The following is a 13,462-nucleotide window of genomic DNA, read 5'->3' as shown; positions in this document are numbered from 1 at the left end:
GCATCAAAGCTAATGATGTGGTTGGTCTGCCATATAAAAGCACACTAGTACCAATATATTAGAAATTTTACTGGAACCTATTAAATTGACAGCTTTAGCATTCGAACAGGCTCGACTTGATGCAGGAAAAAAACTTCTTGTATTTGCATGGATAACAGAAATTTTTGCCTGTGCCATAGGCTTGGCCATCACCTTCATGGTGCTCATTGAGACTAACCAGGCGATATCAGCCAATAGCCAAACAAATGTATCGTTATTTTCACCAAGCTCTCTACTGGCTGCCTTGCCTTTCTTGATGGTTTCGGTTGTAGAGCTGACAAAGATTCCCATGGCAACGGCGTTTTACCACTCTAAAAGACTGTTGTGGCGATCGGTTTTTCTTGGTTCCCTTATTTTCATTGCCTGCGTTACCTTTGAAAGCGTCTTTAATGGCTTTGAGCGGAATTTTGCTCGTACTACACTTGTCGTTGACCAATACAAGCGCGAATTAACCGGCTTGGACGAGGCTATTGATGAGAAAAAGCGCAGGATTTCAGAACTAAACTCTATAACTCTTGACAGTATTGAGACGCAATATTCAACACGCAGGGAAGTTCTATCCAGTGAATATCAGCAGCGGACTGATGCTATTCGAGAAAAAAGCCAGCAAGTAAGAGCTTCGGTCAGCAAATCGCAACTAGAAAGCCTTGAGCAATTAAGGCAACAGTATCTTGATCAAATCAATGCTTATGAGGGAGAACGCAAAGCTGAAATAGAGCGTGTAGAAGCACAATATAAGCAGCGTGCGGCTTCCACCAACAATGAAACAGATACCAAGCGGACAGATCTTCGCAATCAACTTGACAATGAGCTTAACAAGCTTGAGAAACTTGAAAGTGGTCAAACACAGGAATTAGCTGAATCTAATATATTGTGGGAGCCCGTGGTCAAAAAACGCTGGGATAAGCGTATAGCGCCGGTACAACAGCGCATTAACACACTTCGACAGCAGCTAAATAATACCTCATCACTACAGGTATCAGACGAGCTGTCGCGCTGGGTACAAAGCCAAACAGATGCGATTAACAAGCGTTATGAGGCAAAGAAGATACAGCCAAGAAAGGAATTGGTTGCTATCAATAGTGACATCTCGCAAATAACAGCCTCGCAGGATGAAGATACCAAACGTCAGTTACAGGTATTAGAGGCAGAGCAGAAGGATCTTGGCGAGCAGTACGGTGTGCAGATGAAGCAGAACGAGGCGGAACGTGACCGCTTGATGGCTACTTATAAAGAACGCCAGGAAAGTATCGCTTCAATCGAGAGTGAATTGGTTCCCTTGAATGAACAGGCACTCGTTCTAAGAAGTAATATTAATGATAAAGTGGCTGACCAGCAGGTTTACCGTGTTGCAAAGTCGTTTTACAACAAGGACTCTGCTGCGGATCTTGACCCCAAACAGGTGGCCACCGTTGCTACCGTATGGTTTGGCAGTTTGGCATTTATCGTATCTTTTACTGGTATCATCCTGGCATTGGCGAGCTTAACGTTACGGTTTGGCCACCTTAAAGATGACCATGAACACCACCCATTGGCACGAAAAACGCTTTACTCATTACGTCGCTTGTTTGTAGCGCTGAGCAAACGCGCAACAAACCCAAAGATTGTTACCGAAGTGATTACAAAGGAAGTAGAAGTTGAGGTGATAAAGGAAGTCCCTGTCGAGGTTGTTAAGCAGGTACCTATTGAAATCGTGAAAGAAGTGCCCGTTGAAAAGGTACATATCAAGGAAGTACCCGTTGAGATCATTAAGAGAGAATTGGTGCATGTTCCCTTATACACCAATGATCCACATATGCTCAGCGTAGATCGTGGCGAGGTCGTGCGTGTCTGAAGATAGCGTTAGCAGGATGTCGTCAAGCTATACCATCCACAATTTTGACCACATTAATGCGCACGTAAAAGCCGCAGAGGCTCAGCAAGAGCTTCTGCTGCAGCGCAGCCGTATCGAAAATCAGTTAAGACTTTCACAGGTTTTCATGCGTTATGCGGTGGGGGGCAGTGCAATCGTCATTGTGCTGGCTGCCATCATTTGGCTATGTACGCACAACCTTGAAGGAATGGTTACACTCAATTACAGCTCAAATGAACTTGTAAAGTTCGAAGAGTACCTTGCCAAATTAACAAAGCTCCAAGAGATGCTGCTTGATAAACGCAATGATGAAAATCCGCAAATAGCCTCTCTTGCCGAAAAGCACAAAAAAAATGCTGCTGGCAGTTCAAGCAAAATATCGACTGAATTTACGGTATTTAAATCTGTCGAACTGGAGGGAGGTAGAGAAATTGTAACGGGATATACCTACAGTCCTGAACATCTAGACAAACCAAATTATCAGTACTGTTACATGACGAAAATTGGCGACACTAAAAGGAAAATCTCCGAGCGGATTGGTATCGCCTATAAGAAAGACAAAGACATTATATGGGATAATCCTAATGATGAAGTTACTGCGTTAGGCAAGGCAAACTGTGTCTTCTTAAATAAATAATATTGAGATATCACTGGCAGGAAGAGCATTTTTTTCCTGCCAGGTTCCTCTGTACGTGTTTGAATGCTGATTCATGGGCACGATCAAATGTAGGGAAAATCAGCTGTAAAGGACGCCTATCTTAATTGCCCGGTCGCCCATATCCGGCGACAGGTCGGTGGTTTCAAAGTCCAGCACTACGACAGTGTCGGCATGATTACTACTCATTATGCGACTACCTCACCCCTTCAACATATCAAACACCACCCGCGCAAACCCACGGGCTACATCCGGGTTAGAGAGATACTGCATCATCATTTCCTGCTGTGCTTCATTGCTGTCCATCACGGCATCATCAATGGCTTTCGGGAAGTCACCCAGCAGGGCCTGCTCAGCGGTGTTGTTCTTGATCTGACTCATCACCGTGGCATTCTCGGTCAGCTTGTCCCGGACGGCATAGGCATAGTTGATCAGGTCGCCATCGGTCAGGTTGTCGGTAATAAACAACTCATTCAGGCGCGCCACAATTTGTGACAGGAACTCTTCTTTTTTGTCCTTGGCTTTGGCAGAACCCACATCGCTACCCGGCTCCAGTTCATAACCTTCGGCATCTTCCTGCAGTTTGATATCCTGCTGGCGAATCTTGGACAGGCGATAGTGGCTCATCACCACATTCTCCAGGTCAATCTCGTCTTCCTGAACCACCTTTTCCCGCAGCAGTGGCCGCAGGTAACGGGCAAAAAGACTGAGTTTTTCCAGTTCCTTGTCGTCGTAGTCAACAATCTGGGACATAAACTCGTAGAAGCGGGTGAAACTGCCCAGGTCTTTCTTGAAGATTTCCAGCGCATCCTTTTCTTTCTTGCAGTCCTTGAAGCTGTTCTCAGCATTGGCCATCAGCACCGCATCGCCGGTTTTCTTGGTGCGATCGAGCACATCCTTGGCATGGAGATAGGCATCAATGGCGGAACTGTACCGCTTCTGCCAGCGTTCAACCGCCGGTTTGCAGATGTTACTGATGGCGGCATTGCTTTTGCTTTTCACCAGAAAGGCATCGCAGAACTGCTCCACTTCGTTCCAGGTGAAAATGCCACTGGCGCGGAGCTTTTCATACAGTTCAAAGATCTTGTCCGGATCCGACACATCCGCCAGTTCAGCGGTCTGATAGTAAGGCTGGAACGCTGCCAGAATCTCATCCGGCTCATTCACAAAATCCAGCACAAAGGTGCCGGTGACTTCCTTGCCGGGATAGGTACGGTTCAGGCGCGACAGGGTTTGCACACATTCGACCCCACCCAACGGCTTGTCCACATACATGGCGCAGAGTTTGGGCTGGTCAAAGCCGGTCTGAAACTTGTTGGCGACCAGCATGATCTGGTAGTCATCGGTGTCGAAGGCTTTGCGCATATCCCGACCTTTCAGTGCCGGGTTCATGCTCTTTTCGGTGAATTTTTGATCCAGCAGGGCAAGGCTGTCCGGATCATTTTTGTGGAACTCCACCTCACCGGAGAAAGCAATCATAACGGCGATATGGCTTTTCTGTTCAGCCAGGTACTTATCAAGCGCCAGCTTGTAACGCACCGCTTCCTTACGGGAACTGGTGACCACCATCGCCTTCGCCTGACCACCCAGCAGCCCCATCACATTGTCTTTGAAGTGTTCGACAATCACCTTCACTTTCTGGGCGATGTTGTACTCATGGAGCCGTACCCACTGGCCCAGTTTCACCTTGGCCTTTTTGCTGTCTACCTCCTGATCGGCGGCTTCAATCTTCTGGGCGAGCTGATACGCCACCTGGTAGTTGGTGTAGTTCTTCAGCACATCGAGAATAAACCCTTCCTCAATGGCCTGACGCATGGAGTACACATGAAAGGCTTCCGGCAGGTTTTTTTCCGAAGCGGGCTGCGTCGGGTCTGGCAGTCGGCCAAACAGTTCCAGCGTCTTCGCCTTGGGCGTTGCAGTGAAGGCGTAGTAATTCAGGTTGCTGCTGCCTTTGCGAGCGGCAATCGTTGCATCCAGAATATCTTCCGAAGAAACGGGCTTATCTTCATCCGTCGCATCAGCGGCGTCCACCATCAACACTTCTTTCAACTGTCGGGCGGTAGAGCCGGTTTGCGAAGAGTGCGCCTCATCGGCAATCACGCCGTAACGGCGTTCCTTCAGGCTGGTGCTGTTCTCGATGGCTGCCAGCACATGGGGGAAGGTTTGAATGGTGACGATAATGATCGGCTGGGCGGTTTCCAGCGCCGCTGCCAGCTTCTCGGATTTGGAACCGTCACCTTCCTTGTTATTGATCCGGCCCACCACACCGTCGGCGTGTTCAAACTGATAAATCGTGTCCTGCAACTGGTCGTCCAGCACCGTGCGGTCGGTGACCACGATAATGGAATGGAACGTCTTGTTGCCGTCGTTATCGTACAGGGTGGAGAGCTGGTGGGCCGTCCAGGCGATGGAGTTGGACTTACCGGAACCGGCGCTGTGCTGCACCAGGTACTTGTTGCCCGTCCCCTCACGTTTGGCGGCATCTATCAGGCGGTTGACCACATCCCACTGATGGTAACGGGGAAAGATCAGGGTTTCCTTTTTGGACTTCCGGCCTTCCCAGTCTTCAACCTCTTTAATCTCCAGATGTACAAACCGACCGAGTATGTTCAGCAGGTTATCGGGCGTCAGCACCTCGTTCCACAGGTAGTCTGTCGCATAACGATTTTCATCTTCCGGCACATCGTTACCGGCACCGCCTTCACGTGTTCCTTTGTTAAACGGCAGGAAATAGGTATTTCCGCCCGCCAGTTTGGTCGCCATATGCACTTCATACTGGCTCACGGCAAAATGCACCAGCGCACCCCGTTTGAAAGTAAGCAGCGGTTCCGGCTTTTTGGTTTCCGGGTCTTTCGGCAGACGGGTGGTTTTGTACTGGCGAATGGCGTTATCGACAGACTGTTTAAACTCCGACTTCAGCTCCAGCGTAGCCACCGGCAAACCGTTCACAAACAGCACCAGGTCAATACGCCAGGCTTTCGCCTTCTTACCGGTAGCAGCAAGATGCTCCGCCGTGGCATATGGGCTGTACACCAGCTCCGGAACGATGCGACAGCGGTTTTGTTTGTAGCGAGCCAACGTCTCCGGGTTCAGCGAATGCTCCGGCATAAACTGACACAGCGAGAAACGGGCATTACGAATCTTCAGCCCGTGTCGCAATACTCCAAGGGTGCCGTAGCTGCGGAGGTCTTTATCAATGGCATTCGGATCAGCCTTCTTAAGCTGAGTGACCAGGTGGCTGATAAAGTGCTGTTCCGAGTCGGTCGGGAACACCTTACAGAACTTGGCCCATTCCTTCGGTTGGGTTTCTTGCACAAAGCTCAGCACATCATTGGTGTACAGAGCAGTTTCCCGGTCATAATGATCCCCCGAACCCAGCTGCCAGCCATTGGCCTGCATCTGGGCGATGATCTCGTTCTGAAAGACGGCTTCTACGCTGGCATCCTTGCTCATTACATGTCCTCTACGGCTTGTTCTTGGTAATTGCTCTGGATGGTGGAAATGTCGGAATCGCAGGGCTCATTTTCCAGCGCTGTTTTTGGCGCGATCCAGTTACGGACGTCAATTTTTCCGGTGACAGCGGCAGAGATTAGGGCTGTGCGGCGTTCTTCGAGTAGTTTAATGCCGTCTTTAGCTTGCCTCATTAGTTCAGCATATTGAGATCGAATTTTACCTATATGGTCAACGATTTTTATAATTTCATCGTTTGGTGGGATTGGTACTGCAATCTCTTTAACAATATCGGTATTGAGGTTTGGTTGACCGGAGCCTTGCTTGATTCTCTCGCGTATATCTTGCGTCAATATGGAGAGGTAGAAGTAACAATACTGATGATTGAGTCTCAGTTGTTCAAAGCCTACAACTCCATCGTTAGCATTCGCATCAATCGTTAGGATCTTAGGAACTCCCAGTGTTGCACCACTGTTTGAAAGCAGTAAGGTTCCTGCTTTAAAAACACGACACTGCTGAGAGCCCTTCTTTGTTAGAAATGTCTCTGTTTCATTTAAATAAATTTCATCATCCTTGGTTATTTCCGCAACCGTTACCCATGGAGAATAGTCACCATTAAACAGCGCAGGATCTCCGGCAGGCCGCGGCGAACCGCCTCTAACGACTAATGATAAGTAACCGAACTTACTTATAATCCAATGCTCCGGCACTTCCCCCAGCCACTCCACACCGGAGTCCTTCATCGGTGCATCAGGGTTCAAACCTTTGGTGACGGCATGACTGATCACCGCCTGTCGTTTTTCTTTCAGCAGCCGGATCAGGGATTGCTGCTCTTCGATCAGGGTGTCGATTTTGGCGGTTTCGTGGTCGAGGAAGTTGGCTATTTGGATTCGCTCGGCTTCGCTTTCAGGTACACCAAAGGAATAGTTTCCCAGGTGCTCCTGAGTCATGCTGGGCAGTGCTGTATTCGTCGAGTAACGATCGAACTGAATTGTTAGTGCGAGATAGTAGAGATATTTCGCTGGAATATCTTTGTTTATCTCGGTGTAATACATCGTATCTACCGTCCAGAACGGCTTATTTATGTAAAGTGGTTTATCAATCGTTCCTTTACGACCAAGTAGTACAGATTCTTTGTCGTACATAAACTTGGTCGCATAGGTAAACTGGCCACCAGATCCCATGACAGGGTATCCAGTAGTAGCTTCAACCAATTTGTAATCCTGACCATTCCTAATCTGAGCCATATGTTTGAGTCTTGTAACGTTCCAATGTTTAGGAACCCTACCCAACCACTCCACCCTGGAGTCCTTGTATTCAGGATACGCTTGATATTTGCCAGTCATCAGGAATGTACCTCGGCCAGCAGGGTCATAATCCGCTTACTGACGGCATCCAGATCAGCATCAATGGCTTCTAATGCACGTGGCGGCTGGTACTGGTAGAAATGCCGGTTAAAGGGAATCTCATAACCGACAATACCGATCTCACCGTCTTTCTCATCACACTTGTCGGCATTGATCCAGGCATCGGGCACATGGGGAGCCACTTCCCGGTTAAAGTAGGTTTTGATCAGTGTGGTGGTGCTGACCGATGGATCGAGAGGGACGTTCTCGTTATCCCGCAGATCACCATCGGGCTGGAATTCTACGACCTTGCCTTTGTACAGAAAAGCACCGTAAAGCGGCTGCTCTTCTTCCTTCAGAACCTTTTTAACAACCGGTTCTGCTTCTGGATTCTTGTAGGTAATGGTTTCCAGGAACTGTTTCTTCTCTTTGGCATCCAGCGTGATACCGGTTTTCTTCAGGGCCGCTTTCAGGGTGAGTTCAAAGGTATTGAAGTCATCGCTCTGCTCTGAGCCGATTTCAGTCTGCAATGCCTTGGCCTTTTCTATCAGGGCAAGCTGGGACTGCCAAAGCTTGGCGCTGAGCAGTTCCTTGATCTGCTTTTCTTTCAGTTCCTTGAAGTCGGCTTTGATTCTGGTGCGAATAACGGCTTCATTCTCTAATAAAGAGTCGGCCAGATGCTGGTGGCACTCATTGCCAAATGTTTCATAAAGCCAGCGCATCACTGCATTAAACGGCTTGGGCGCATACTGTAGGCTTTCGATGGCTTCATCGGTGATCCGGGCAGACAGGCGCAGCGGACGCTCAATGGTAATACGTCGGTAGCCGAATTCGTGGTGGTTGAAGATCTTGCTGGCAAAGGTCTTGGGCGCTTCAGGCTTTGCACTGGCCGACTGACGACCACGGTTGCTTTTCTGTTCAGCAGGCTTATCCAGCACCTGAGGCTCAACCGTTTCAAAGGCACCAAAACAGCGGGTGATGGTTTGAATATCCATCTCGCTCATGACATTGCGCTTGGAACCCAGCGACTTACGCATTTTGCCGCACAGGTTCACGCCGTTGATCAGTTGCACCTTGCCTTTATGGCTTGCAGCCTTCTTGTTCGACAGCACCCACACATAGGTGGCGATACCGGTGTTGTAGAACATATCGGTCGGCAGGGCGACAATGGCTTCCAGCAGATCGGCTTCGAGAATATAACGGCGAATCTCGCTTTCACCACTGCCCGCACCACCGGTAAACAACGGCGAACCATTGAGGATGATGCCGATGCGGCCGCCATTCTCTGTGTTATCCCTGAGCTTGCTGATCAGGTGCATCAGGAACAGCAGGGAACCGTCGGACACCCGTGGCAGGCCGGGGCCAAAACGACCGTCGAAGCCCTTGAAGGTGTGTTCGTCCTTGATTTCGCCTTCGATCTTCTTCCAGTCCACACCGAACGGCGGATTGGAGAGCATGTAGTCGAACTGGTCGGTCACCAGTTGGTCGTTAGAGAGGGTGTTGCCCAGTTTGATCCGGCTGACATCCTGACCCTTGATCAGCATATCGGCTTTGCAGATGGCGTAGGATTCCGGGTTCAGCTCCTGGCCAAAGGCACGCATCACCGCTTTCGGGTTCAGGTCGTAGACATACTCCATGCCGGATGACAGGAAGCCGCCGGTACCCGCTGTCGGGTCATAGATGGTGCGGATAATGCCTTCCTTGGTCAGGGCATCGTCGTCTTCCATAAACACCAGCGAGGTGGTGAGGCGCACGATGTCCCGTGGGGTAAAGTGCTCACCGGCTGTCTCGTTGGAGCCTTCCGCAAACCGACGAATCAGCTCTTCAAACACCAGACCCATATCGTGGTTGGATATTTTGGCCGGGCTGAGATTGGTATTGGCGAACTTGCCCACGACCTTGTACAGCAGGTTGGCGTCGTTCAGGGCACCGATAAATTCATCAAACCGAAAATGCTCGAAGATTTCCCGTGCGTCTTTGGAGAAGCACTGGATGTAGGTTTCCAGGTTGGATTTGATATCGCCCTGACCCAGCTTAGACAGGTTCATGGGCGAAGTGTTGTAAAACGACAGGCCCGATGTTGCCCGCAGCAACATCTTCTCCATACCGTCTTCCGGCAGGTTCATCGCCTTCACTTTTTCATACTGTGCCAGTACCGCCTCTTTAGATGGTTCAAGAACACACTCAAGACGTCGCAGCAGGGTGAAGGGCAGGATGATGCGCCCGTATTGGGACTGCTTGAAATCGCCACGCAGCAGATCGGCGACGGACCAGATAAAGGCGGCAGTTTGAGAGAAGTTTGTATTAGTCATTTAAAAAGTCAGTGATTAGTTCTTGAGACTTGAATTTATAGGTTTCAATATTTGGATATGGGCATACATATCTAAGTTCGTCTGCTTGAGGATCGCTGTAAAAGTAAAAGCCCATTATTTCACTATCTTTGATCGTTTCATCCATAATCATTAATGGAAAAAGCTTGTGCGTTAACGCAGCTTCAGTTGAAGAAATTTCTTCGTTAATTATATAGAGTTCGCTAGAAATCATTGGGGTATGAGTTTTTATGATGGCTGTATTGCAAGGATTTATTCCCAGTCCTTTAAGAATTTCTACCTCATAAGAATAAGTTCTGCCATCGAATCTAGCTTGCATCGGTCTAACCAGTGTGCTTTGTTCGAAAAAATTTCTTAATATAGCTTGAAGAGTACTGTTAAGATGATTCACTCTCCGCTTGGAATCTGCAACAGATTGAGCTGAAGGTAGTCCTCTGTGAGCAATATCGTTCCTTAGCTCAGTAGCATTGCGCAGTAATTCAATAATAGCTTGGCTATATATTTCTTTAAACGCAAAGTTTGAATCTGTTAATTGATTCTTATAATCATTTAGGCGGTGATGGCTAAAAGCCATTGTTAAACTTATGAGGTTGTTTTTATTTTTTCCATTTTGATAGAATTGTTTTCGCTCCGGCTTTTTCAGGCTAAAAATAATTGATGATAAATAGAGTCCTAGATATTCATAGAATTTGCTGAATAGTTCACATTGTTCTTTGTCATTAAATTTTGATTCTGCAAGCTGCCAAAGAATGGCTAGCGGAGTTGGCAACAAATGTGAAAATTCATGATCATAACGATCAGTGACACCTTGAAATGGCTGGATTTGTTGTTGGGCATCTTTAAAGTTGCTAAATGCTGAGTTTTTTATATGCGTTATACGAGCCGCGACTGAGTCACATTCTGTAAATAAATTAATGAGGTCCAACTGGCTTTTTATCGGGGGTAGCATGATTCGAGCATTTCGCCACGAAGAGAAGCTAATATTCCTAGTTCCTGAGTTTTTTAAAAAAGAGCTGTCAAGCCAGTCTTTACCTTCATCTTGAGTAATGAAGATGTTATAAAATTCATAATTGAGTATTTCGGTGTCAATATCAAAACGTGTATGAGGAAGCTTACTTGTATCTTTATTCAGTTTTTCATGTTCAGTTATTCTGCCTGTATGTCTATCTAGAAAAAAAACTCCTTCTTTGTTTTCTATAACGACATTCTTCAGACGATAGGGTTTTCCAATAAATGCTGGGTCTCTATCGTTAGGGCAAAGACCATCAAAGCATCCTGTGAAGTTAATATGGTAACCTACAATACCGATCTCACCGTCTTTCTCATCACACTTGTCGGCATTGATCCAGGCATCGGGCACATGGGGAGCGACTTCCCGGTTAAAGTAGGTTGTGATCAATGTGGTGGTGCTGACGGATGGATCGAGAGGGACGTTTTCGTTATCCCGCAGATCCCCATCGGGCTGGAATTCTACGACCTTGCCTTTGTACAGAAAGGCACCGTAGAGAGGCTGCTCTTCTTCCTTAAGAACTTTTTTAACAACCGGTTCAGCGTCCGGATTCTTGTGGGTAATGGCCTCCAGGAACTGTTTCTTCTCTTTGGCATCCAGCGTGATACCGGTTTTCTTCAGGGCCACTTTCAGGGTGATTTCAAAGGTATTGAAGTCATCGCTCTGCACTGAGCCGATTTCAGTCTGCAATGCCTTGGCCTTTTCCATCAGGGCAAGCTGGGACTGCCAAAGCGTGGGGCTGAGCAGTTCCTTGATCTGCTTTTCCTTCAGTTCCTTGAAATCGGCTTTGATCCTGGTGCGAATAACGGCTTCATTTTCCGCCAGATGCTGGTGGCACTCATTGCCAAATGTTTCATAAAGCCAGCGCATCACTGCGTTAAACGGCTTGGGGGTAAACCGTAAGCCTTCGATGGCTTCATCGGTGATCCGGGCAGACAGGCGCAGTGGACGCTCAATGGTAATACGTCGGTAGCCGAATTCGTGGTGGTTGAAGATCTTGCTGGCAAAGGTCTTGGGTGCTTCAACCTTGGCACTGGCCGACTGACGACCACGGCTGCTTTTCTGTTCAGCAGGCTTGTCCAGCACCTGCGGCTCAACCGCTTCAAAAGCACCAAAACAGCGGGTGATGGTTTGAATATCCGCATCACTCATGATGTTGCGCTTGGAACCCAGCGACTTACGCATTTTGCCGCACAGGTTCACGCCGTTGATCAGTTGCACCTTACCTTTACGGCTTCCAGCTTTCTTGTTCGACAGCACCCACACATAGGTGGCGATACCGGTGTTGTAGAGCATTTCGGTCGGCAGAGCGACGATGGTTTCCAGCAGGTCGGCTTCGAGAACATAACGGCGAATCTCGCTTTCACCACTGCCCGCACCACCAGTAAACAACGGCGAACCATTAAGGATGATGCCGATTCGTCCTCCATTCTCTGTATTGTCCCTGAGCTTGCTGATCATGTGCATTAGGAACAGCAGGGAACTGTCGGACACTCTTGGCAGGCCGGGGCCGAAGCGGCCGTCAAAGCCCTTGAAGGTGTGTTCGTCCTTGATTTCGCCTTCAATCTTTTTCCAGTCCACACCGAACGGCGGATTGGAGAGCATGTAGTCGAACCGGTCGGTCACCAGTTGGTCGTTAGACAGGGTGTTGCCCAGTTTGATACGGCTGACATCCTGACCCTTGATCAGCATATCGGCTTTACAGATAGCGTAGGATTCCGGGTTCAGCTCCTGGCCAAAAGCACGCATCACCGCTTTCGGGTTCAGGTCGTACACATACTCCATGCTGGATGACAGGAGACCGCCGGTACCCGCTGTCGGGTCATAGATGGTGCGGATAATGCCTTCCTTGGTCAGGGCATCGTCTTCCATAAACACCAGCGAGGTGGTGAGGCGCACGATGTCCCGTGGGGTGAAGTGCTCACCGGCGGTTTCGTTGGAACCTTCCGCAAACCGGCGAATCAGCTCATCAAACACCAGGCCCATATCGTGGTTGGAGATTCGGGCAGGGCTGAGATTGGTACTGGCGAACTTGTCCACCACCTTGTAAAGCAGGTTGGCGTCGTTCAGGGCACCGATAAATTCATCAAACCGGAAATGCTCGAAGATTTCCCGTGCGTCTTTGGAGAAACACTCGATATAGGTTTCCAGGTTGGATTTGATGTCGCCCTGACCTAGCTTAGACAGGTTGATGGGGGAGGTGTTGTAGAACGACAAGCCCGACGTTGCCCGCAGCAACATCTTCTCTATGCCGTCTTCCGGCAGATTCATCGCCTTCACTTTTTCATACTGTGCCAGTACCGCGTCTTTAGACTGTTCCAGAACACACTCCAGACGCCGCAGAAGAGTGAAGGGCAGAATGATGCGTCCGTATTGGGACTGTTTAAAATCACCTCGCAGCAGATCGGCGACGGACCAGATAAAAGCGGCGAGGTTATTTTGCGATTGAGTATTGGGCATGGTTGCTCGTGACGAAATAAGGGGAAAAATAGTGTTTAAGTCGGATGCGAGCGATTTTAATTTATTGCTCAGTGTCTACATCAACAGTTCACGGTAAAGGCTGCATAGACGGCAGATCGTGATAGTGAGCACAGAGAGATAGTTTTTTGAACCCTGTGTCTGGCTGGTGGCTTTCAATTCTGCCTGTTGGCCTGTGGCTGCGAGCTTCCAAGGCAGCATCTTGCGGAACAACATTACCGCAGGCACGCTACCGCCCGGAGATTTTTCCGAGGTCAATCAGTGACCTGGCTCAGCATGGTTCCCGGTAGCTTTAATGTGTTG

General features: G+C 48.7%; 6 protein-coding genes. 2 read left to right on the top strand and 4 right to left on the bottom strand.

Annotated features, from left to right (window positions below; all coding sequences use genetic code 11):
* Nucleotides 1-85 precede the first annotated feature (85 nt).
* Nucleotides 86-1,873: a hypothetical protein gene (locus KHS78_RS12055; protein ID WP_211828718.1), complete on the top strand. Its 1,788-nt coding sequence runs from the start codon at nucleotides 86-88 to the stop codon at nucleotides 1,871-1,873.
* Nucleotides 1,866-2,528, top strand: a complete 663-nt coding sequence (locus KHS78_RS12050; protein ID WP_211828717.1) for a hypothetical protein — start codon at nucleotides 1,866-1,868, stop codon at nucleotides 2,526-2,528. The genes KHS78_RS12055 and KHS78_RS12050 overlap by 8 nt, the downstream gene beginning before the upstream one ends.
* A 219-nt stretch (nucleotides 2,529-2,747) precedes the next feature.
* Here KHS78_RS12050 and KHS78_RS12040 read toward each other — a convergent pair whose 3' ends face one another.
* Genes KHS78_RS12040 through KHS78_RS22305 form a run of 4 tightly spaced genes read right to left on the bottom strand, consistent with a single transcriptional unit; the run spans nucleotide 2,748 to nucleotide 13,141 of the window.
* The gene (locus KHS78_RS12040) at nucleotides 2,748-5,999 is read right to left on the bottom strand and encodes a type I restriction endonuclease subunit R (RefSeq protein ID WP_211828716.1); all 3,252 of its coding nucleotides are present in this window, start codon (nucleotides 5,997-5,999) and stop codon (nucleotides 2,748-2,750) included.
* Entirely contained in the window at nucleotides 5,999-7,342 is a 1,344-nt protein-coding gene (locus KHS78_RS12035; protein ID WP_211828715.1) for a restriction endonuclease subunit S, read from the bottom strand. The genes KHS78_RS12040 and KHS78_RS12035 overlap by 1 nt, the downstream gene beginning before the upstream one ends.
* A complete protein-coding gene (locus tag KHS78_RS12030) occupies nucleotides 7,342-9,654 on the bottom strand; it encodes a type I restriction-modification system subunit M (RefSeq protein WP_211828714.1) in 2,313 nt (770 codons plus the stop codon). The genes KHS78_RS12035 and KHS78_RS12030 overlap by 1 nt, the downstream gene beginning before the upstream one ends.
* Nucleotides 9,647-13,141, bottom strand: coding sequence for a type I restriction-modification system subunit M (locus tag KHS78_RS22305; protein ID WP_246506415.1), 3,495 nt, complete (start codon nucleotides 13,139-13,141; stop codon nucleotides 9,647-9,649). The genes KHS78_RS12030 and KHS78_RS22305 overlap by 8 nt, the downstream gene beginning before the upstream one ends.
* Nucleotides 13,142-13,462: the final 321 nt, after the last annotated feature.

The sequence above is a fragment of the Kistimonas asteriae genome (genome assembly GCF_018263925.1).
In the GTDB taxonomy this organism is placed as follows: Bacteria; Pseudomonadota; Gammaproteobacteria; order Pseudomonadales; family Endozoicomonadaceae; genus Kistimonas; species Kistimonas asteriae.
The sequence above is the reverse complement of the archived record's forward strand: the minus strand, read 5'-3'. Positions and strand labels throughout refer to the sequence as shown.

Coding starts and splice junctions, on each gene's coding strand:
- KHS78_RS12040 (WP_211828716.1), bottom strand. CDS start 5,999: ATGAGCAAGGATGCCAGCGTAGAAGCCGTCTTTCAGAACGAGATCATC.
- KHS78_RS12035 (WP_211828715.1), bottom strand. CDS start 7,342: ATGACTGGCAAATATCAAGCGTATCCTGAATACAAGGACTCCAGGGTG.
- KHS78_RS12030 (WP_211828714.1), bottom strand. CDS start 9,654: ATGACTAATACAAACTTCTCTCAAACTGCCGCCTTTATCTGGTCCGTC.
- KHS78_RS22305 (WP_246506415.1), bottom strand. CDS start 13,141: ATGCCCAATACTCAATCGCAAAATAACCTCGCCGCTTTTATCTGGTCC.